The organism is Streptomyces sp. NBC_00029 (genome assembly GCF_045160505.1).
GTDB lineage: Bacteria > Actinomycetota > Actinomycetes > Streptomycetales > Streptomycetaceae > Streptomyces.
In genome coordinates this window covers 4,925,428-4,946,829 of record NZ_CP108292.1, presented here as the reverse complement: position 1 = coordinate 4,946,829, position 21,402 = coordinate 4,925,428, and the positions used below count along the sequence as shown (strand labels likewise).

The 21,402-nt window shown below is 71.0% G+C and carries 18 protein-coding genes and 1 pseudogene; 6 read left to right on the top strand and 13 right to left on the bottom strand.

Annotated elements, in window-relative coordinates:
- Positions 1–245: 245 nt before the first annotated feature.
- From pyrE to OG753_RS23145, 5 genes are all read right to left on the bottom strand, one after another.
- Complete coding sequence (pyrE, locus tag OG753_RS23165; protein WP_327263615.1) at positions 246–809, bottom strand: orotate phosphoribosyltransferase; 564 nt, start codon at positions 807–809, stop codon at positions 246–248.
- 41 nt (positions 810–850) lie between these two features.
- Positions 851–1,639 (bottom strand): aldose 1-epimerase, encoded by a 789-nt coding sequence (locus OG753_RS23160; RefSeq protein WP_327263614.1) that lies wholly within the window; start codon positions 1,637–1,639, stop codon positions 851–853.
- A 32-nt stretch (positions 1,640–1,671) separates the two neighbouring features.
- Entirely contained in the window at positions 1,672–2,505 is an 834-nt protein-coding gene (locus OG753_RS23155; RefSeq protein WP_405789945.1) for an SRPBCC family protein, read from the bottom strand.
- A 33-nt stretch (positions 2,506–2,538) separates the two neighbouring features.
- On the bottom strand, positions 2,539–4,182 hold the full coding sequence (locus OG753_RS23150) for a polyamine aminopropyltransferase (RefSeq protein WP_327263612.1): 1,644 nt from the start codon (positions 4,180–4,182) through the stop codon (positions 2,539–2,541).
- Between the two features lie 115 nt (positions 4,183–4,297).
- Positions 4,298–4,846 (bottom strand): DUF2617 family protein, encoded by a 549-nt coding sequence (locus tag OG753_RS23145; protein WP_030383718.1) that lies wholly within the window; start codon positions 4,844–4,846, stop codon positions 4,298–4,300.
- A gap of 731 nt (positions 4,847–5,577) precedes the next feature.
- Here OG753_RS23145 and OG753_RS23140 point away from each other — a divergent pair.
- Positions 5,578–6,768, top strand: coding sequence for a pyridoxal phosphate-dependent aminotransferase (locus OG753_RS23140; protein ID WP_405789944.1), 1,191 nt, complete (start codon positions 5,578–5,580; stop codon positions 6,766–6,768).
- Positions 6,769–6,948: 180 nt separating this feature from the next.
- Positions 6,949–8,139, top strand: coding sequence for a hypothetical protein (locus OG753_RS23135; protein ID WP_405789943.1), 1,191 nt, complete (start codon positions 6,949–6,951; stop codon positions 8,137–8,139).
- Between the two features lie 3 nt (positions 8,140–8,142).
- On the opposite strand, the gene OG753_RS23130 is transcribed toward OG753_RS23135, so the two are convergent.
- Positions 8,143–8,685, bottom strand: coding sequence for a YbjN domain-containing protein (locus OG753_RS23130; protein WP_327263609.1), 543 nt, complete (start codon positions 8,683–8,685; stop codon positions 8,143–8,145).
- A gap of 178 nt (positions 8,686–8,863) precedes the next feature.
- On the bottom strand, positions 8,864–11,449 hold the full coding sequence (gene clpB, locus OG753_RS23125; RefSeq protein ID WP_405789942.1) for an ATP-dependent chaperone ClpB: 2,586 nt from the start codon (positions 11,447–11,449) through the stop codon (positions 8,864–8,866).
- A 172-nt stretch (positions 11,450–11,621) separates the two neighbouring features.
- Between clpB and OG753_RS23120 the strand changes: the two genes are divergently transcribed.
- Positions 11,622–12,035 carry a pyridoxamine 5'-phosphate oxidase family protein gene (locus tag OG753_RS23120; RefSeq protein ID WP_405789940.1) on the top strand — a complete coding sequence of 138 codons (414 nt, stop codon included), beginning with the start codon at positions 11,622–11,624 and terminating at the stop codon, positions 12,033–12,035.
- A gap of 134 nt (positions 12,036–12,169) precedes the next feature.
- On the opposite strand, the gene OG753_RS23115 is transcribed toward OG753_RS23120, so the two are convergent.
- Both OG753_RS23115 and OG753_RS23110 read right to left on the bottom strand, forming a co-directional pair.
- Complete coding sequence (locus tag OG753_RS23115) at positions 12,170–12,451, bottom strand: (2Fe-2S)-binding protein (RefSeq protein ID WP_051762453.1); 282 nt, start codon at positions 12,449–12,451, stop codon at positions 12,170–12,172.
- A 29-nt stretch (positions 12,452–12,480) separates the two neighbouring features.
- Positions 12,481–12,762, bottom strand: a complete 282-nt coding sequence (locus OG753_RS23110) for a hypothetical protein (RefSeq protein WP_327263606.1) — start codon at positions 12,760–12,762, stop codon at positions 12,481–12,483.
- Between the two features lie 84 nt (positions 12,763–12,846).
- Here OG753_RS23110 and OG753_RS23105 point away from each other — a divergent pair, with 84 nt between their 5' ends.
- Positions 12,847–13,923, top strand: a complete 1,077-nt coding sequence (locus OG753_RS23105; protein WP_327263605.1) for a helix-turn-helix transcriptional regulator — start codon at positions 12,847–12,849, stop codon at positions 13,921–13,923.
- A 98-nt stretch (positions 13,924–14,021) separates the two neighbouring features.
- Here OG753_RS23105 and OG753_RS23100 read toward each other — a convergent pair whose 3' ends face one another.
- The 4 genes from OG753_RS23100 to dnaK are packed head-to-tail and all read right to left on the bottom strand — an operon-like array spanning position 14,022 to position 18,230.
- Positions 14,022–14,495, bottom strand: a complete 474-nt coding sequence (locus OG753_RS23100) for a heat shock protein transcriptional repressor HspR (RefSeq protein ID WP_327263604.1) — start codon at positions 14,493–14,495, stop codon at positions 14,022–14,024.
- 1 nt (position 14,496) lies between these two features.
- The gene (gene dnaJ / locus OG753_RS23095) at positions 14,497–15,678 is read right to left on the bottom strand and encodes a molecular chaperone DnaJ (protein ID WP_327263603.1); all 1,182 of its coding nucleotides are present in this window, start codon (positions 15,676–15,678) and stop codon (positions 14,497–14,499) included.
- Positions 15,679–15,717: 39 nt separating this feature from the next.
- Complete coding sequence (grpE, locus tag OG753_RS23090) at positions 15,718–16,386, bottom strand: nucleotide exchange factor GrpE (RefSeq protein ID WP_327263602.1); 669 nt, start codon at positions 16,384–16,386, stop codon at positions 15,718–15,720.
- Positions 16,386–18,230: a molecular chaperone DnaK gene (dnaK, locus tag OG753_RS23085; protein WP_327263601.1), complete on the bottom strand. Its 1,845-nt coding sequence runs from the start codon at positions 18,228–18,230 to the stop codon at positions 16,386–16,388. Before dnaK ends, grpE begins: the two co-directional genes overlap by 1 nt.
- 239 nt (positions 18,231–18,469) lie before the next feature.
- Between dnaK and OG753_RS23080 the strand changes: the two genes are divergently transcribed.
- Positions 18,470–19,009 (top strand): sugar transferase, encoded by a 540-nt coding sequence (locus tag OG753_RS23080; RefSeq protein WP_405789937.1) that lies wholly within the window; start codon positions 18,470–18,472, stop codon positions 19,007–19,009.
- Positions 19,010–19,119: 110 nt separating this feature from the next.
- Positions 19,120–21,387: pseudogene (locus OG753_RS23075) on the top strand (heterodisulfide reductase-related iron-sulfur binding cluster); the annotation flags it as partial.
- Between the last annotated feature and the right edge of the window lie 15 nt (positions 21,388–21,402).

Genomic DNA, 21,402 nt, shown 5'->3' with positions numbered 1-21,402 from the left:
CGAGGGTCCAGCCTGCCGGTCTCACGTGGTGGGCGAACGGCCCGGGATGTTTCACGTGAAACACCCCGGGCTCGCGGGTTTCAGCAGGTCAGACCGGTCCGGGCGGATGTCGGGAACCTGGGTCACCCGTTCTCGCGATGGCCGGACCGGGCCGGATACGGGCCGCGGCCGCACCGGATCGGGCCCGCGGCGACACCGGGGCCGGGCCGCGGCGGGCCGGGACCGTGCCAGGGCCGGGCGGCGGCCTAGGACAGGCCGAGGTCCCCGAGGAGGTAGCCGGTGAGGTACGGGAGACCGGCCTCGGCGATCGCCTCGGCCGCACCGCGGTCGACGATCGTGGCGACGGCGACGACCTCGCCACCGGCCTCACGGACCGCCTCGACGGCGGTCAGCGGGGATCCGCCGGTGGTCGAGGTGTCCTCGACCACCAGGCAGCGCTTGCCCTTCACATCGGTGCCCTCGATACGGCGCTGCATGCCGTGGGCCTTCTGCGCCTTGCGGACGACGAAGGCGTCCAGACGCTGACCGCGCGCGGCGGAGGCGTGCAGCATCGAGGTCGCGACCGGGTCGGCGCCCAGGGTCAGGCCGCCGACGCAGTCGAACTCGAGGTCGGCGGTGAGGTCCAGCATGACCTGGCCGACCAGCGGGGCCGCCGCGCCGTCGAGGGTGACCCGGCGGAGGTCGATGTAGTAGTCGGCCTCGCGCCCCGAGGAGAGGATCACCTTGCCGTGCACGACGGCCTTGTCCTTGATCTGCTGCAGAAGGGCATCGCGGGTGCCTGACGGCGTTGCTTCGTTGACGTCACTCATGCCTCTGAGCTTAAAGGGGCCGACGGGACCGCCTGGGCGGCCTAGCCGAGCCGACGCCATGTCCAGGTCGTGGAGACCTCCAGCGGATCCACCGGGGTGACCAGGCGCGGGAGGGTGTTCAGCCCGTTCGGCGGGCCCGACTGCGGCTCCACGCAGACGGCCTCGGACTCCTCGTCGTAGACGACGACCCATTCGGCCCGGCTGGTGACCCGCACTTCGAGGGCGCCGGGCCACGTGAGGGTGACGTCGACGCCGTGCGGCATGCCGAAGCAGTCGTCCCAGGGGCCGGGCTTCGGGTCGATGCGGTTGCCGGTGGGCAGGTGGTCGGCGCCGCGCTCCTCCTGCCAGTCGGGCTCGAAGGCGACCTCCACGTCCGGGCCGCCGGCCCCGAGGTTGCGCAGGAACCAGGGGTGCCAGCCGACCTGCGCCGGGAACGAGTCGCCGTACGTCTCGACGCCCATGGTGAGGCTCAGCGAGTCCGGGGCGAGCGTGACGACCTGGGTCACCCGGCCGGGGTACGGCCACGGGTCGGCGAGGTCATAGGTGAAGGCGGCCTCGGTGGCGGTGGCGCCGGCCGGGCGCCACGGCGAGTCGCGGCCGAAGCCGTGGAGCGCGTGCGGCGGGTGGTTGAGCGGCATCTGATGCACGGTCGCGCCGTCGCGGAACTGCCCGTTCTCGATCCGGCCGCACCACGGGACCATCGGAAAGGCCCCGAACCTCGGCCCCTGGCGCAGCAGTTCCGTCCCGTCGATGCGCAGGCTGCTGATCCGGCAGCCGTTCTCCTGGTCGACCGTCACCTCGGCGCCGCCGGCGCTCAGTTGCGTACTCATGCGGTCGACCCTAATGCGGGCCGGGCCGCAGGTCAGCGACGGCGGCGCAGGGCCCTGCCGATCACGACCGCCGAGGCCAGCGCGATCGCGGCGGCGGGGGCGATCCAGCGCAGGCTGTCGCCGGCGGTGGCGGAGGCGGGCGCGGGGACCGGGGCGTACCGGCCGCGCGGCGGCGCGTGGTCCACCTCCTCCGCGCTGCGGCCGATCATGGTGCGCCGGGCGTGGGCGGCCTCGGCCGGGGGGCGCGGGGCGCCGTCGGTGCCCTCGAACCGGCCGGCGAGGAAGGGGTCCGCGGACGGCGGCGGCGCTTCGGTCTCGAACAGGGGGGCGGTGACCTCGGTGACATCGTCCTCGACGTATCCGGGGCCCTCTCCGTCCTCGCCGTCGCCGCCCTCCGCTTCCTCGGCCTCGGCCACCGGGTCGCTCACGGCGTCGGGCGCGGACCCGAGGACCAGCTGTCCGGCCGCCCGGTCCAGCAGCCGCTGCACGGCGGTGGCCGCGGCCTCGGGCGGGAAGGCCGCGGCGCGCCCGTCGGCGGTGGCCCCGGCGGTGAAGTCCAGCCGGGTTCCCTCCGGGACCGTCGTCAGCCGCAGGTCGAGGGCGAACTTCACGGTCCCGTTGCCGCGCACCTCCGTGCCCTCGCCGTCGAAGGTGAAGTGCCCGGGGGTCCGCTCGGTGACCGTCAGGGCCCCCCGGTAGGTCACGGTGCTCCCGCCGACCCGGACCTTGAGCCGGCCCGCGAGGGGCCCGGTTTCGGTGTCGGCGTCCTGCTGGAGTCCCGGGACGCAGCGGGCCACGCGGGCGGGGTCGCGCAGCACGGCGCGGAGATCATCTGCCGGTACCGGGACGAACACCTGATGCTCCATGCGGTCGAGCCTACCGACGAGAGCCGCACCGGGTCACGAATACCGCGGGTGCGGCAGGGTCGACGGCGGAAGTCCGGTCACCCGGGTGCGTTCCGCGTCGCGCGCGGCGTCCTGCAGGGAGCGGGTCGACAGGGAACGCAGCGCGGGCGTGTCGCGGTCCACGCGCAGCGGGGGGTCCTGGTCCCGGGCGGCCAGGACGAAGCCCCAGTCCTGCGGTGGTGCGTCGCTCTCGCCGAGGGGGGTGCGGTCGGGTCCGGCGGCGAAACCCGTGAGGCGGCCGCCCGCGCTGTAGGGGGCGGTGCGCAGGCCGGCCGCGCGGAGGGTGGAGTCGACGGTCCAGTACGAACGCGGGCGCGTGGCCAGCGGTCCGGCGTGCACGGCGATCCGGCCCCCGGGGCGCAGGGCCCGCGCGGCCAGCCCGTAGAACTCCTGCGAGTACAGCTTCGTGCTGGGGGTGATGCCCGGGTCGGGGAGGTCGGAGACGATCACGTCGAAGCGGTCGCCGGCGGCCGGCCCCCGCAGCCAGCGGAAGGCGTCCTGGGTGACGACGGCCAGCCGCGGGTCCTCGTACACGCGGGCGTTGAGCGCGGAGAGCATCGGGTCGGTGCGGGCGAGGCGGACCACTCCGGGGTCGAGCTCGACGACGGTCACGGAGGCGACGTCCCGGTAGCGGAGCACCTCGCGGGCGGCGAGCCCGTCGCCGCCGCCGAGGACCAGGACGCGGGCGTGCGGGCCGGTCATGGCGGGGTGGACCAGGGCCTCGTGGTAGCGGTACTCGTCGTAGCCGCTGACCCTCAGCCGCCCGTCCAGGTAGAGGTCGAGGGAGCGCGGGGAGCCGGTCGGCGGGCCGGTGAGGACCAGCTCCTGCACCCCGGTCTGGACGGCGACCCGGACCTCCCCGCCGTAGACGGCGCGCCGGGCGATCCGCTCGAAGTCGTCGGCGAGGACGGTCGCCGAGGCCAGCACCGCCAGGACGGTCACGTTCGCGGCGATCAGCAGCCAGCGGCAGCGCCTGCTGAGGTCCCGCCGGAACAGCCACAGGACCAGCCCGCCGCCGACGATCACATTGACGGTTCCGGTGACCATGGCGCCGGTGAGCTGGCCGAGCACGGGGAGCAGCAGGAAGGGAAAGGCGAGGCCGCCGACCAGGGCGCCCACGTAGTCGGCGGCGAACAGGTCGGCGACGGCCCCGCCCGCGTCCTGTCTGCGGATGCGCTGGATGAGGACCATCAGCAGCGGGATCTCGGCGCCGATGAGCACCCCGATGGCGAAGGAGAAGGCGACGAGCGCGGGCCGGGACTCCCCCAGCCAGGCGAAGCTCGCGTACAGCGCTATGGCCGAGAGCCCGCCGAGGAGCGCGAGCCCGGCCTCGATGGCGCCGAAGCCGAAGGCGGGCCGGTGGCGGAAGCGCTTGGCGAGCAGGGAGCCGACCCCCATGGCGAAGACCATGACGGACAGCACGACCGACGCCTGGGTCACGGAGTCGCCGATGAGGTACGTGCCGAGGGCGAGCAGCTCCAGCTCGTACACGAGCCCGCAGGCGGCGCAGATGAATACGGTGGCCAGGACGAGGAGTCGGCCGGTCCGGGGCCTTACGGGCAGGGCGGCCGGGACGGTCGCGGCGCCCCGCGGCTCCGGAGCCGGGAGTACCCGGCGCGGGACGGAACGGTCGATCATGAAGCGAACCGTACGTCACCGCCCACCTGCATCCGGTCACCCACATGGGTGCAAGTGGCTTACTGATCCGGCCAGTTGGCGTAACCGTGGCGGGATAATCGCGCCCCGGCGCCCGCTACAGCAGCGCGGGCGATTCCAGGGCCGCCGTCGCGGGGGCCCCCATCCGCACGCCCACCCGCGTCCGGGTGGCCACCAGCTGGCCCTCCTGCGGGTACGCGTGCCAGGTCCGCCAGCGCACCTGGCCCTCGAAGCGCTGCGCGAGCATGGCGGTGAAGGCGTGCGGACTTCCCGGAAAGGTCCCCGCTAGCCCGTTCGGGTGGTCCGCCACCAGTGCGAGCAGCTCCTGGGCCCGCCCGGCGAAGGACCCGCGGGACAGGGTCTCGACCCTCGCGGCGAACTCGTACTCCCAGTCGCCCACGCGCTTGGCCACGCCGAGCGGCAGCGGCGTACTGCTGCCGGGCATACAGGCGACCGTCTCCGAGCAGAGCACCTCCCCCTCCTCCAGGAGCACCTGGTGGGAGGCCCCGAGCAGGCGCAACTCCACTTTCGCACCCGAAAGTTCGAGGTTCAGTACGGCCAGGGCGGGCAACCGGTCCCGACCCAGGGCCCAGGCGAGATCGGCGGCACGCGTGTCGGTGTATGAGGTCTGGAGGGTCGTGAGCATGAGTCGGCTCCGCAAACGCGCGAGGGAGATGGGCCGGGGCCCGCCAGCGGTAGCAAGCACGGGTGGGGGGACACCGGCACGGGTCCACAGGAAGTCCAGGGAGGTCCGAGGACTGGTCTACTCAACCGAGGGAATCATGAAAGGCACGGCACTCACAGCGTTTTTACCCAACTTGACGGGGTTTACATCCCCCCGGGGGCTCCGCAGTTCACGTGTTCAACAGGTTGCGTCCCGCGCGTCGTCATGCATCGGCGAACAAGAGGGCGCCCGAAGGTCGTCGGACCGTCGAACGCCCTCGTCAACGCGGTGCCGCGCGGTGCCGGCTGCCCCGTGTCAGCCGTCGGCCACCGGCTCTGCGCCTGTCATATGTCAGCTGGAACCGCCACATCCGCCGCCGCCGCCACCGCACGAGGAGGACGATCCCCCGCACGACGAGGAGGAGGAACCGCAGCCCGAGCCGGACGAGGAGCCTCCGTCCACCCACCAGCTGCCGCTGCGGCGGCCCCGGCGACGGGACGAGCCCCGCCCTGCGGACGACCGGACCACCTTGGCCAGGACGCAGGCCGCGACGACGAGAAGCATCACAACGAAGACGAACCCCATGTCCGCCACCTCTCTCACACCCCGGTCTTCCCGGGGGAGCAGGATCCCCGCGTCCTGCGTGAAGGGGGGATTCCCACCGCCCGCGCGACCCAAAGCACACTTGAGGAAGTCCAGAGGTTGCCCGCAGGATGACGCCCATGAGCGCATCCGTGAGCAGCGACCGCCCCTTCCTGAACCGCCGCCTGGCGGCCTTCGGCACGACGATCTTCGCGGAGATGTCGGCGCTGGCCGGCCGCACCGGCTCGATCAACCTCGGCCAGGGTTTCCCCGACACCGACGGCCCGGCGCAGATCGCCGAGGCGGCATCCCGCGCGGTCCTCACGGGGCTCGGCAACCAGTACCCGCCGGGTCCCGGCGTCCCGGAGCTGCGCACCGCGATCGCCGCGCACCAGCAGCGCTTCTACGGCATCGCCCACGACCCCGACACCGAGGTCCTCGTCACGGCGGGCGCAACGGAGGCCATCGCCGCCTCCCTCCTCGCCCTCCTGGAACCCGGCGACGAGGTCATCGCCCTGGAGCCGTACTACGACTCGTACGCGGCCTGCATCGCCATGGCCGGCGCGGTGCGCGTCCCCGTCACCCTGCGCCCGCACGACGGAGCCTTCGCCCTGGACCTGGACGAACTGCGCGCGGCCGTCACCCCGCGCACCCGCCTGCTGCTCCTGAACACCCCGCACAACCCGACGGGCACCGTCCTGACCCCGGCCGAACTCACCGCGATCGCCGAGCTGGCGGTCGAGCGCGACCTGCTGGTCGTCACGGACGAGGTGTACGAGCACCTGGTCTTCGAGGGCGTCCACACCCCCCTGGCGGGCCTGCCGGGCATGCGCGAGCGCACCGTCACCATCTCGTCGGCCGGCAAGACCTTCTCGTTCACGGGCTGGAAGGTCGGCTGGGTCACCGCGTCCCCGGAACTGGTCGCGGCGGTCCGCTCGGCGAAGCAGTTCCTCACCTACGTCGCCTCGGGCCCGTTCCAGTACGCGATCGCCGAGGCCCTCGCCCTGCCCGACACGTACTACGAGACCTTCCGCGCCGACCTGGCGGCCAAGCGCGACATCCTCGCCGACGGCCTCACGGCGGCCGGCTTCGAGGTCTTCCGCCCGCAGGGCACCTACTTCATCACCACGGACATCACCCCCCTCGGCGAGAAGGACGGCCTCGCCTTCTGCCGCGCCCTCCCCGAGCGCTGCGGCGTCGTCGCCATCCCGAACCAGGTCTTCTACGACGACAAGTCGGCCGGCGCCACCCAGGTCCGCTGGGCCTTCTGCAAGCGCGAGGACGTCCTGCGGGAGGCCGCCGAACGGCTGCGCCGACTGTAGGGGGTTGCCGATCAGGCCCTCCTCCGGCCCCGGGGCTTTCTTCGGACCCGGGCGTTCCACCACCCGTCACCGTGCGTCCTTGCGGGGTTGTGAGGCCGGTGTGAGGCTGTGCGTCGTGCACGTGCCCGAAGCCCTCACCGCCGGGTGAGCGGACCAACGCGAGCCGGAGAGTCGGGATTCATGGCAACGGGCAGAGCGGCCGTGTCCGCGTCGCCGCTGGAGATGCGCGCGGTCCGGGCCGTGCGGTCGGCCGCGCCGGCCGCCGTGACGGCGCTCGGGGTGTTCGCCGCCGTGCGCGGGGGCGGGGCGCTGGTGCTCGCCCTCGGGGCCTGGTGGGCCGGGCGCGATCCGCTCAGGGTGCTCGGGAGGTCCTGGGACTCGGACTGGTACGTCCGGATCGCCGCCCACGGCTACGGGCGCACCCTGATGTGGCCCGACGCGGCCACCGGGACCGGGCCCGTGCAGAGCGACCTCGCCTTCTTCCCGCTCTACCCCCTGCTGATACGGCTGGTCTCCGCGGTGCTTCCCGGCGGGGCGGTGCCCGCCGCACTGCTCATCGCCTGGGTCGGTGCCGCCGTGGCCGCCGTCGGGATCTACCGGGTCGGGGAGCGGGTGAACGGCCCGCGCGCCGGGCTGCTGCTCGTGGGGCTGTGGGCCGCGCTGCCGCACGCGGTGGTCCTGAGCCTCGCCTACACCGAGGCCCTGCTGGCCGCCTTCGCCGCCTGGGCGCTGTACGCCGTGCTGCGCGAGCGCTGGCTGTGGGCCGCCGGCCTCGCCGTACTCGCCGGGCTGACCCGGCCCACTGCGCTGGCCGTCGCGGCCGCCGTCTCGGGCATGGCCCTCCACGCCGTCGTCGTACGAAGATCCCGGGCGCCCGGGGTGTGGCCGGCCGTGCTGCTGGCACCGGCCGGCTGGGCGGCGTACGTCCTGGCCGTCGGGGTGCAGGTCGGCGACCCCCTCGGCGGCTACTTCGCCGTGCAGCGCGGCTGGGGCTCCCGCTTCGACTTCGGCGCCGGGGCACTGCGCTCCGCGCAGCGCGTGCTGACCGGCGGGCACGTGCCGCTCGCCACCACCGTGACGGTGGTCCTGCTGGCCGCGGCCGGGCTGCTGGCGGTACTGCTCGTCCTGGACCGCACCCCGCTGCCGCTGCTCGTGTACACCGCGGTCCTGCTGGTGATCACCTTCGGCGGGGCGGGCTTCTTCGAGTCCAAGCCACGCTTCCTGCTTCCGGCCTTCCCGCTGCTCCTGCCGGTGGCCGCCGTCATGGCACGAGCCCGGCCCCGCACCGCGGTCATGGTGACCGCGGTGGTGGCCGGGCTCGGTTACGGCTACGGGCTGTACCTGCTGCTGGTGGCCCGCGTGCCGCTGTAACGGCTAGTTGTTGGCGTCGCCGTCGCTGTCGTCGCCGTCGGCGGAGTCGACGTCCTGCTCCAGGCCGAGCTGCTCGACGAGCCACTTGTCGAACTCGATGGAGGCGCGGACCCAGCTGACCGTGGAGGACACGAAGTGCTCCAGGTTGACGCCGGTGCCGACCAGCATCTGCGCCTCACCGATCAGACGGACCGAGCCGTCGTCGTGGGTGTGGCTGTAGACCTTCGGCCACAGGGTGCGGCGGTTCCAGTCGTCGATCGACTCGAGAAGCTGCGGCTTCTCGTCGATCTTGTGCGGACGGTCGTAGAAGGTCCGCACCGAGAAGACCTGCTGCTCGTCCTCGCCGCGGAACATGAAGTACGTGCGGAACTCCTCCCACGGCGCCGCGAGGTCACCCTCGTCGTCGACGACGTACTTGAGCTCCATCTGCTCCAGCAGCTGCTTGACCAGATCCTGGTCGGGGACGACGGGGCCCGCCGGTCCTGTGGCCTGCGGATCGGGCTGCTGCCCTCCGAAGTTCGGAATCGAGGCCGGGTCGATGCTCACCGTGATTTCCCTTCGTGCGGATACATGCATCCTCCCCCATGGCGCCCACCCCGTGTCCAGCCCCGCACGCCCTATCCGCGCAGGGCGGAAACGCGGGCCGGGCCGAACCCGCCCACGGGCTGCGCCGAACCCGCCCACGGGCAGCCCCTGGGCCGCCCCGGGCGGGCTCCGGCGCAGCTCAGAGGGCCTTGCCCACCAGCAGGTCCTCGCCCGCGACGTCGACCCGTACGGTGTCGCCGTCCCTGACCTCGCCGGAGAGGATCTCCTTCGCGAGGCGGTCCCCGATCGCCGTCTGGATCAGCCGGCGCAGCGGCCGGGCGCCGTACGCCGGGTCGTTCCCCTTGTCCGCCAGCCAGGCCAGGGCCTCGGGGCTCACCTCCAGTGTCAGCCGGCGGGCGGCCAGCCGCTTGGCCAGGCGGCCGATCTGGAGCTCCGCGATGTGCGCGAGCTCGTCCCCGGTCAGCGCGGAGAAGACGACCAGGTCGTCCAGGCGGTTGAGGAACTCCGGCTTGAAGGAGGCCCGCACCACGTCCAGGACCTGCTGCTTCTTCTGCTCCGGCGGGGTGAGGGGATCCACCAGGAACTGGCTGCCCAGGTTCGAGGTCAGGATGAGGATGGCGTTGCGGAAGTCCACGGTCCGGCCCTGGCCGTCCGTGAGGCGGCCGTCGTCCAGAACCTGCAGCAGGATGTCGAAGACCTCGGGGTGGGCCTTCTCCACCTCGTCCAGGAGCACCACGCTGTACGGGCGGCGGCGCACGGCCTCGGTCAGCTGGCCACCCTCCTCGTAGCCGACGTAGCCGGGCGGGGCACCGACCAGACGGGCCACGCTGTGCTTCTCGCCGTACTCCGACATGTCGATGCGGACCATGGCCCGCTCGTCGTCGAAGAGGAAGTCGGCGAGCGCCTTGGCCAGCTCCGTCTTGCCCACGCCCGTCGGGCCGAGGAAGAGGAAGGAGCCGGTCGGCCGGTCGGGGTCGGCGATGCCGGCGCGGGTGCGGCGCACCGCGTCCGAGACGGCCCGTACGGCCTCGCTCTGGCCGATCAGGCGACGGCCCAGCTCGTCCTCCATGCGGAGCAGCTTCTGGGTCTCGCCCTCCAGCAGACGCCCCGCCGGGATGCCGGTCCAGGCACCCACCACGTCGGCGATGTCGTCGGGGCCGACCTCGTCCTTGACCATCGTCCCCTTGGACGCCTCGGCCTCGGCCTCCGTGGCCTCCGCGAGCTCGCGCTCCAGGGTCGGGATCTCCCCGTAGAGCAGCTTGGACGCGGTGTCGAAGTCGCCGTCGCGCTGGGCGCGCTCGGCCTGGCCCCGCAGGTCGTCCACGCGCTCCTTGAGCTCGCCGACCCGGTTGAGGGACTGCTTCTCCTTCTCCCAGCGGGCGGTCAGGCCCCGCAGCTCCTCCTCGCGGTCCGCGAGGTCCTTGCGGATCTTCTCCAGGCGCTCGACCGAGGCGGGGTCGGACTCGTTCTTCAGGGCCAGCTCCTCCATCCGCAGGCGGTCCACGGAGCGCTGGAGCTCGTCGATCTCCAGCGGCGAGGAGTCGATCTCCATGCGCAGCCGGGACGCGGCCTCGTCGACGAGGTCGATGGCCTTGTCGGGGAGGAAGCGGGAGGTGATGTAGCGGTCGGAGAGGGTCGCGGCGGCCACCAGCGCGCTGTCGTTGATGACGACCTTGTGGTGGGCCTCGTAGCGGCCCTTGAGCCCGCGCAGGATCGCGATCGTGTCCTCGACGGACGGCTCGGCGACCAGCACCTGCTGGAAGCGCCGCTCCAGCGCCGGGTCCTTCTCGATGCGCTCGCGGTACTCGTCGAGGGTGGTCGCGCCGACCATCCGCAGCTCGCCGCGGGCCAGCATGGGCTTGAGCATGTTGCCCGCGTCCATGGCGGAGTCGCCGCCGGCGCCCGCGCCGACGACCGTGTGGAGCTCGTCGATGAAGGTGATGATCTGGCCGTCGCTGGACTTGATCTCCGCGAGTACGGTCTTCAGGCGCTCCTCGAACTCACCGCGGTACTTGGCACCGGCGACCATGGCGCCGAGGTCCAGCGAGACGAGGCGCTTGTTCTTCAGGGACTCGGGGACGTCGCCCTTGACGATGCGCTGGGCCAGGCCCTCCACGACGGCGGTCTTGCCGACGCCGGGCTCGCCGATGAGCACGGGGTTGTTCTTCGTACGGCGCGAGAGCACCTGGACGACGCGCCGGATCTCGTGGTCACGGCCGATGACCGGGTCGAGCTTGCCCTCGCGCGCGGCCGCCGTGAAGTCGGTGCCGAACTTCTCCAGGGCCTTGTACTGACCCTCGGGGTCGGGGGTGGTCACCCGCCGTCCTCCTCGTGCGTTCTGAAAGGCGTCGAGCAGCTTCTTCGCCGTCGCGCCCTGGGCGGAAAGAACCTCTCCGGCCGCGCCGCCCTTGGCGGCGATGGCGATGAGGAGGTGTTCGGTGGAGAGGTAGTCGTCGCCGAGCCTGCCGGCCTGTGCGTCCGCCTCGGCGAGTACGGCGAGCAGGTCGCGGGTGGGCTGCGGGGGCGCGACCGTGGAGCCGGTGACGCTGGGCAGGGCGGCGAGCAGCCGGTCGGCGCCGCTGCGCACGGCGGCCTGGTCGGCGTCGACGGCGACCAGCAGGTCGATGACGTTCTCGTTGTCCTCGCCGGCGAGCAGGGCCAGCAGCAGGTGCGCGGGGGTCAGATCCGCATGGCCGTCCTTGACGGCCCTGCTGGTGGCCGCGTTCAGCGCGTCCCGGCTCTTGTTGGTCAGCTCGGCGTCCACTGCGTCTTCTCCTCTCCGGAGGGGAACAGAAAGCACTTCGAATCGACGATGTCGGACGGCGCCGGACGGCGTCCGGCACACATCGACAACACTGACAGAGTCAGCGTATGCAAAGTTGAGTCTATTCCACTCAAGGCGGGTGGGGACACCGCCTGCCCGTACCCTTCGGCCCATGTCCCATGACGTACTCAACCCGACGCCCGAGTACCTCGCCTTCTGGCGGGAGCGGCACGTCTGCACCCTGACCACCCCACGCCCCGACGGCACCCCGCACGTGGTGCCCGTGGGCGTGACGTACGACCCGGAGGCCGGGCTCGCCCGGGTGATCAGCAACAAGCACAGCAAGAAGGTGCGCAACATCCTGGCGGCGCAGGCCGCGCAGCCGCAGGGCGCGCGGGTCGCGGTCTGCCAGATGGAAGGGCGCCGCTGGGCCACGCTGGAGGGCCGCGCGGTGATCCGCACGGACGAGGCGTCGGTCGCCGACGCGGTGGCGCGCTACGCGGAGCGCTACGGGCGCACGCCGTCGCCCAGTCCCGACCGGGTGGTCATGGAGATCACCCTGGACCGGGCCATGGGGCGCGCGTAAGACGTTGATTCTTCATCTTGACCGGTTCAGGCACTGGACGCGGGCATCACAACGGCGCCATCGTGGTCAGGTCCACGATGGCGCCGTTGTGTGGGGGTAGCGCCTGAGCGATCTGCAACGACGGGGGAATCGCTTCAGGCACTGCGGGGGGTGGCGGTGGTGATATCGGGTTCGAAGAGCTGGTGGTCACGCTGATCGAGATTGACGAAGACCATTCCGTAGCGCACCTCGCAGCGGACGGGCTGCGGCGCGCCCCGCGGGCGGCGCAGGCACCGGTAGGCACGTACGTCCTCGTCCTCCTCGCGCACGACGACGATCGGTTGGCCGAACAGGGTGACCATCAACGAATCGCCCGGGTGGGGGATGGCCGTGGCGAGATCGATGAACTGCCAGCCCGATCGGTACGCGGAGGCCATTTCGCGGCGGAAGCCGCGATCGTCGGGGGTCACGCCGACACCGTCACAGGCGCATCGGTCCAGCCCGTATCGTCCTTACCCCCGCCCGACAGCCGGCCACTGGTCCAGCCGGTGTCCGCGTACTTGCCCACGGGCGCCGTGGTCCAGCCGGTGTCGAACTCCGTGCTCGTCAGGCTCGTGCCCTGACCGTCCCTAGCGCTCCCCGCGTCACTTTCGACGGCGCTGACTGCCCCAAAAACCGCAACGGCGGAGAAAACTATGGCAAGCACCGAGCGAAGCATTCTCTTGTACATGGTCGGCTTCGTCCTCACTTGATGGAATCCTCTCCCCCGCGTGACAGACGATGGCTCATTCAGGCACGTCAATGCCACAGGGACGATGCATCATGTTCTTGCATGTTCAGGACCCTGGGGGGTGGAGATTTGACGCGAAACGAGACAAAAGCGACACATCCCCACCCCGTCACGTCCATGTGCGCCGAGGGGACGCGGCTCTACGCGACCGCGCTGAGCACCGGCCGGATCGCCCGGGGCGAGATCCAGAACGCCCCCTGCCTGCTTGAATTCGCTCTTCTGCAGCCCGACCCGGATGACGCGAACCAACTGCGTCCGGTTCCCCCGTCCGTCGCATTGGCTCAACGGCTCCATCCGATTGAACGCGAGATCCAGGACCGCCGGCGAAGCGCTGTAGATCTCACCGACACTTTCGAGCCTTTCCTCGCCATCAGCGCGCAGAGCCCGGCCAACACCCACGCCATCACGGTGCTGGAGGGCTTCGAGCAGATCAACGCCGCCCTGAACCTCGCGACGGCCGAATGCCACACCGAGGTGCTGACGGTCCAGCCGGGCGGGGCACGGCCCTCCCTGGCCCTCACCCAGGCCCTGGAGCGCGACCAGCCGTTGATCGACCGCGGGGTCAGCATACGGACCCTGTACCAGCACACCGCACGGCACAGCCAGGGCACGCTCGCCTACGTGGAGCGGATCTCGACGGGCAAGGTGGAGATACGCACCCTCGAAGAGCTCATCGAGCGCCTGATCATCTTCGACCGCACGGTCGCCTTCATCCCGGTGAGCGACGACCGCCGGGTCGCCCTGGAGCTGCGCCACCCGGGCCTGGTCGACTACCTCATCAAGGTGTTCGAGCAGCTCTGGCACCGCGCCGTGCCACTCCAGGAGGAAGTGACCTACCGCAGCACCCCCGGCGGGATATCCGGCGTGCAGCGGACGATCGCGCAGCTCCTCATCGAGGGACACGTCGACGAGGCCATAGCGCGCCGCCTCGGCATGAACGTCCGCACCTGCCGTGCGCACATCGCCAAACTCGCCACCACCCTCGGCAGCGGCAGCCGCGCGCAGCTCGGCTACCTCATCGCCCGCTCCGGCATCCTGGGGCGGCCCTCGGGCCCCGAACAGGAATGCGACGTCCATGCGGACCACCCGGACCACGAGACGGACCGGGAAGGGCTCTGACAGCCCTCAGGCCCCGCCCCCGGGAGGGGGCGGGGCCTGAGGGCGTACGTCAGGGAGAACAGGACCGCAGGAACCGGGTACCCGCTGTGGGGCCCGGGTCAGTCCATCGGCCGCTTGGGGCTCGGCCGCCAGACCACCAGGGCACTGCCCGGCTGCGGGGGCTGGTACGGGACCAGGTCGCGCCGGTACGAGGCGTGCACCTGGGCCTCGCGGGCCTGCAGCGTGGCCGCCGCCCCGTCCACGGCCGCGGAGAGCTCGGCCACGCGCTGCTGGAGCGCGGCGACCTGGTTCTCCAGTTCGATGATCCGCTTGATGCCCGCCAGGTTGATGCCCTCGTCCTGCGACAGCGCCTGCACCGTGCGGAGCAGTTCGATGTCACGGGCCGAGTAGCGCCGGCCGCGGCCGGCCGTACGGTCCGGGGAGACCAGGCCGAGACGGTCGTACTGGCGCAGGGTCTGCGGATGCAGGCCCGAGAGCTGGGCGGCCACCGAGATCACGTAGACCGGAGTCTCGTCGGTGAGTTGGTAGGCACCACTTCCCAGACGGGAGGACTGTCGTCGGCGGCCGTCCATGTCATGCTCCCTTCGCGGACTCGAACAGCGCGGAGCGCGGGTCCTGCGACTCCGTCGCCTCGCGGAACATCTCCAGGGCCTCACGGGCCTTGTCCGACAGTTCGGTCGGGACCGCGACCTCAACCGTGACCAGCAGGTCGCCGCGGGTGCCGTCCTTGCGGACCGCGCCCTTGCCGCGGGCCCGCATGGTGCGCCCGTTGGGGGTGCCCTGCGGCAGCTTCAGCGTCACCGAGGGGCCGTTCAGGGTCGGGACCCTGATGTCGGCCCCCAGCGCCGCCTCCGCGAACGTCACGGGCACGGTCACCGTCAGGTTGTCGTCCTTGCGGCCGAACACCGGATGCGCATCGACGTGCACGACCACGTAGAGGTCGCCGCCGGGACCGCCGCGCTCGCCCGGGGCGCCCTTGCCGCGCAGCCGGATCCGCTGGCCGTCGGAGACGCCCGCCGGGATCCGGACCTGCATGGTGCGGGAGCTGCGGGCGCGCCCGCTGCCCTTGCAGACCTCGCAGGGGGTCTCCGCGATCAGGCCGCGGCCCTTGCAGTCCGCGCAGGGGTCGGTCAGCGAGAAGCCGCCGCCGCTGCCGCGCGAGACCTGTCCGGTGCCGACGCACGTCGGGCACACCCTGGGGGTGCCGTTCTTGTCGCCGGTGCCCGAACAGGCCTTGCAGGGAGCCTGGGAGGACATCCGGAGCGGGACCGTGGCCCCGTCCACCGCCTCCGTGAAGGAGAGGGTGACCTCCGACTCGATGTCCTGGCCGCGGCGCGGCTGGGTACGGGGACCCGCACCGGGGCCTGCGCCGCGGTTGAAGAGACCGCCGAAGACGTCGCCCAGGCCGCCGCCGAAGCCGCCGGCCTGACCGCCGCCCTGCTGCTGGCCCCCGAAGAGGTCACCGAGGTCGAAGTTGAACGAACCGCCGCCGCCCGGCCCGGGGCGGAAGCCACCGTTGCCGAACAGGGCGCGCGCCTCGTCGTACTCCTTGCGCTTCTTGGCGTCGCCGAGGATGTCGTTCGCCTCGGAGATCTCCTTGAAGCGCTCCTCGGCCGAGGCGTCGCCCTTGTTGGCGTCCGGGTGGAACTCGCGTGCGAGCTTCCGGTACGCCTTCTTGATCTCGGCCTCGGTGGCGTCCTTCGGGACACCGAGGACCTTGTAGTAGTCCTTCTCGACGAAGTCCTTCGTGCTCATCCCCGGTGTCCCTCCTCCCGTGCTCCTACGTGTGGTGCATCAGCCCTTGTCGGGGGCATCCGTGTCCAAGCCGTCCGGCGTTTCGCCCTCCGCGCCCGACGCGTCGGAACCGGGGGACTTGGGGGCCGCGCCCGGCTGGGGCTCGGCCACCGCGACCCGTGCGGGACGGATCGTACGCTCGCCGATCCGGTACCCCGGCTGCAGGATCGCCACGCAGGTGTCCTCGGTGACGTCCGGCGCGTACGAGTGCATCAGGGCCTCGTGGATCGTCGGGTCGAAGGGCTCGCCCTCCTTGCCGAACTGCTGCAGGCCCATCTTCGCGGCGACCGTCTCCAGCGATTCGGCCACCGACTTGAAGCCGCCGACCAGCTCGCCATGCTCCCGCGCCCGGCCGATGTCGTCCAGGGTCGGGAGCAGCTCCGTCAGGAGGGACGCGACCGCGATCTCCTTGACGGTGACCCGGTCCCGGTCCACCCGGCGCCGGTAGTTCTGGTACTCCGCCTGGAGCCGCTGGAGGTCCGTGGTGCGCTCGGAGAGCGCGGTACGGGCCTGGTCCAGCTGCGCCAGCAGGGCTACGTCCTGGCTTGCGTCCCCGGCCGGGGCCGCCGCCTCCTCCTTGGCGGAGTCGGCGGCCTTCGGCTCAGCGTCGTTCTGACCGGCGTCGGGGACTTCGGGCTTCTCCTCGAAGCCCGGGGTCTCCTCCGACATCAGGCAGCGCCGCCCTTCGGCTTCTCGTCGTCGACGATCTCGGCGTCGACGACGTCGTCGTCGGCCTTGGCCTGGCCCGCGTCACCGGCGCCGCCGGCCGCCTGGGCGGCCTGGGCGTCGGCGTAGATCGCCTGGCCGAGCTTCTGGCTGACCGCGGCGAGCTTCTCCGTCGCGGTGCGGATCTCGGCGGTGTCCTCGCCCTTGAGCGTCTCCTTCAGCTCGGAGACGGCCGTCTCGACCTCGGTCTTGACGTCGGCCGGGACCTTGTCCTCGTTGTCCTTGACGAACTTCTCCGTCTGGTAGACGAGCTGCTCGCCCTGGTTGCGGGACTCGGCCGCCTCCTTGCGGCGCAGGTCCTCGTCCGCGTACTGCTCCGCCTCCTGGCGCATGCGGTCGACCTCGTCCTTGCCGAGCGAAGAGCCGCCGGTGACGGTCATCTTCTGCTCCTTGCCCGTGCCGAGGTCCTTGGCCGTGACGTGCATGATGCCGTTCGCGTCGATGTCGAAGGAGACCTCGATCTGCGGGACGCCACGCGGGGCCGGGGGCAGGCCCGTCAGCTCGAACATGCCGAGCTTCTTGTTGTACGCCGCGATCTCGCGCTCGCCCTGGTAGACCTGGATCTGGACGGACGGCTGGTTGTCCTCGGCCGTCGTGAAGATCTCGGACCGCTTCGTCGGGATCGTGGTGTTGCGCTCGATCAGCTTGGTCATGATGCCGCCCTTGGTCTCGATACCGAGGGACAGCGGGGTCACGTCGAGGAGCAGGACGTCCTTGACCTCACCCTTGAGCACGCCGGCCTGGAGGGTGGCGCCGATGGCGACGACCTCGTCCGGGTTGACGCCCTTGTTGGCGTCCTGACCACCGGTGAGCTCCTTGACGAGCTCGGCGACGGCCGGCATACGGGTGGAGCCGCCGACCAGGACCACGTGGTCGATCTCGGACAGCGCGATGCCGGCGTCCTTGATGACGTTGTGGAACGGGGTCTTGCAGCGGTCGAGAAGGTCCGCGGTCAGCTGCTGGAACTGAGCGCGCGTGAGCTTCTCGTCCAGGTGCAGCGGGCCCTCGGCGGAAGCCGTGATGTAGGGCAGGTTGATCGTGGTCTCCGTGGAGGAGGACAGCTCGATCTTCGCCTTCTCGGCGGCCTCGCGCAGACGCTGGAGCGCCATCTTGTCCTTGGACAGGTCGACGCCGTGGCCGTTGGCGAACTGCTTCACCAGGTAGTCGACGACGCGCTGGTCCCAGTCGTCGCCACCGAGGTGGTTGTCACCGTTGGTGGCCTTGACCTCGACGACACCGTCACCGATCTCGAGGAGCGACACGTCGAAGGTGCCGCCACCGAGGTCGAAGACGAGAATGGTCTGGTCGTCCTTGTCGAGGCCGTAGGCCAGGGCGGCGGCCGTGGGCTCGTTGACGATGCGCAGGACGTTGAGGCCCGCGATCTCGCCGGCCTCCTTCGTCGCCTGACGCTCGGAGTCGTTGAAGTAGGCCGGGACGGTGATGACCGCGTCCGTGACCTTCTCGCCCAGGTACGCCTCGGCGTCGCGCTTCAGCTTCTGCAGGATGAAGGCGCTCATCTGCTGCGGGTTGAAGTCCTTGCCATCCAGGTTGATCTTCCAGTCAGTGCCCATGTGGCGCTTGACGGAGCGGATGGTCCGGTCCACGTTCGTGACCGCCTGGCGCTTGGCCACCTCGCCGACGAGGACCTCACCGTTCTTGGCGAAGGCGACGACGGACGGCGTGGTCCTGGCGCCCTCGGCGTTGGTGATGACGGTGGGCTCGCCGCCTTCCAGAACGCTGACGACGGAGTTAGTGGTGCCCAGGTCGATGCCGACCGCACGTGCCATTTCAATTCCTCCAGCTGACTTGAGTGGAACAGACTCAACCATGCCGTATCGCTGCGCTTGCGTCAACAGAACTGAGCCGGGTCGACTCAACCTTTAAGTGGCACTTACGCGCAACCCTGGGGCCCGGGCGCGGCCCTGCCCCCTGGGGCTCCGCCCCAGACCGCGAAGCCGGGGCCGAATGGGGCACCGTGGCCGCGCGGCACCGCAAGACCGCCGGAGGCATACGGCAACGTGCTGGCATGCCGCCCACTCTCACCGCCCCCCTGCTGCGGGCCCGCTTCCCCGCGGTCCCGCCGGCGAAAAGGGTGTTCGACCTCACCGGAGCGGTGATCCTGCTGACTCTGCTCGCGCCCGTCCTGGCCGCGTCCACGGCACTGCTGTGCGTGACCCGGGGCGGGCGGCCCTTCGTACGGGAGCCCGCGGCGGGCCTGGCCGGGCGCCCGTTCCGCACCTGGCGGCTGCGCACCGACGACGGCGCCGGCCGGATCGGCGCGGCCCTCGACCGCTGCGCCCTCGACGGCCTCCCCCAGCTGCTGAACGTGGTCCGCGGCGAGATGTCGCTGGTCGGGCCGCGCCCGCAGGCCCGTACCGACCGCCCCGAACGACTCCTCGTACGCCCCGGAATGACCGGATTGTGGCAGGTGAGCGCGCGCTCGGACCTCCCCTGGGAGGAGATGACTCTGCTCGACCGGCATTATGTGGAGAACCACTGGCTCGGGATGGACCTCGCGATCCTGGCGCAGACCCCGCGTGCGGCGTACCGGCAAAGGGTCGCCTGAGCGACACAGATCACCGCACGCTCAGCTACATTGCGGCGTCGGGAATGGGTAACCTCAAGCCTTGACTTCATAAGTTACCGCTTAGTAAGTGCCGCCCGAGGAGCCCTTCCATGCAACTCGCCGCGATCATCGTGTCGCTGGTCCTGACCGTGGTCGGCGTCGCGCTGCTCGCACGAGCCGTGGCGCAGATCTACCGCTTCGTGAAGCTCGGCCAGCCCGTGCCGGCAGGCAGCCGCACGGATGACCCGAAGGCCCGAACGCTCACCCTCGTCCGCGAGTTCCTCGGCCACAGCCGGATGAACCGCTGGGGCATCGTCGGCTTCGCGCACTGGTTCGTCGCGATCGGCTTCCTGACGCTGCCGCCGACCCTGGCGCAGGCCTACGGCCAGCTCTTCGAGGCCGACTGGGTGCTGCCGATCGTCGGCGGCTTCCTGCCGTTCGAGCTCTACATCGAGTTCATCGGCCTGATGACCGTCCTCGGCATCGTGGTCCTGATGGCGATCCGACTGCTCAGCCTGCCCTCCCGGGCAGGCCGCAAGTCCCGCTTCACCGGCTCGAAGGCCTGGCAGGCGTACTTCGTCGAGTACATCATCCTGACCATCGGCCTCGCGATCCTGTGCCTGCGCGGTCTCGAGGGCGCGATCCACCACGTGGACAGCTACGAGCCGGCGTACTTCGTCTCGTACCCGCTGGTCCTGGCCTTCGAGGGGCTCTCGACCAGCGCGCTGCAGAACGCCATCTACTTCACCGCAATGATCAAGATCGGCACCTCGCTGATCTGGATGATCGTGGTCTCGCTCAACACCAACATGGGTGTCGCCTGGCACCGCTTCCTCGGCTTCCCGAACATCTGGTTCAAGCGGAACGCGGACGGCGCCACGGCCCTCGGCGCCCTGCAGCCGATGACCTCGGGCGGCAAGGAGATCGACTTCGAGGACCCGGGCGAGGACGACAACTTCGGCGTCTCCCAGGTCGAGCAGTTCTCCTGGAAGGGCATCCTCGACTTCTCCACGTGCACCGAGTGCGGTCGCTGCCAGTCGCAGTGCCCCGCCTGGAACACGGGCAAGCCGCTGTCCCCGAAGCTGCTCATCATGTCGCTGCGCGACCACGCGCACGCCAAGGCCCCGTACCTGCTCGCCGGTGGCGGCAAGGACATGGAGGGCAACGAGAAGGCCACCGCGGAGCAGCTCGCCGGTGTCCCGGCCGCCGCTCTCGCGGAGGCCGAGCGCCCTCTGATCGGCACCGCCGAGGAGAACGGCGTCATCGACCCGGACGTGCTGTGGTCCTGCACCACCTGCGGTGCGTGCGTGGAGCAGTGCCCGGTCGACATCGAGCACATCGACCACATCGTCGACATGCGCCGCTACCAGGTGATGATCGAGAGCGCGTTCCCGTCGGAGGCGGGCACGATGCTCAAGAACCTGGAGAAGAAGGGCAACCCCTGGGGCCTGGCGAAGAAGCAGCGCGTCGAGTGGACCAAGGAGGTGGACTTCGAGGTCCCGATCATCGGGAAGGACGCGGAGGACCTCTCCGAGTTCGACTACCTCTACTGGGTCGGCTGCGCCGGCGCCCTGGAGGACCGGGCCAAGAAGACCACCAAGGCCTTCGCGGAGCTGCTGAACATCGCGGGCGTCAAGTTCGCGATCATGGGCGGCGACGAGAAGTGCACCGGTGACTCGCCGCGCCGCCTGGGCAACGAGCCGCTGTTCCAGCAGCTGGGCCAGGAGAACGTGGCCATGCTGAACATGGCGTTCGGCGAGGACGACGAGGACCCGTCGACGAAGAAGCCGAAGTCGGCGAAGCGGATCGTCTCGACCTGCCCGCACTGCTTCAACACCATCGCGAACGAGTATCCGCAGCTGGGCGGCGAGTACGAGGTCATCCACCACACGCAGCTGCTCCAGCACCTGATCGACGAGGGCCGCCTCACGCCGGTCACGCCGGTCGACGGTCTGATCACGTACCACGACCCGTGCTACCTGGGCCGGCACAACAAGGTCTACACGCCGCCGCGCGAGATCATGTCGGCCGTGCCGGGCCTGCGCCAGCAGGAGATGCACCGCCACAAGGAGCGGGGCTTCTGCTGCGGCGCCGGTGGCGCGCGGATGTGGATGGAGGAGCGGATCGGCAAGCGCATCAACAACGAGCGCGTCGACGAGGCCCTGTCCCTGAACCCGGACATCGTCTCCACCGCCTGCCCCTTCTGCCTCGTGATGCTCACCGACTCGGTGAACGGCAAGAAGAACGACGGCCAGGCGAAGGAACACGTCCAGGTCGTCGACGTGGCGCAGCTGCTGCTCGACTCCGTGAAGGCCCCGGGCCCGACGGAGGAGGAGCTGGCCGCGCTCGCGGCGGAGGCCGAGGCGGAAGCCGCGGCCGAGGCGGCGGCGGCG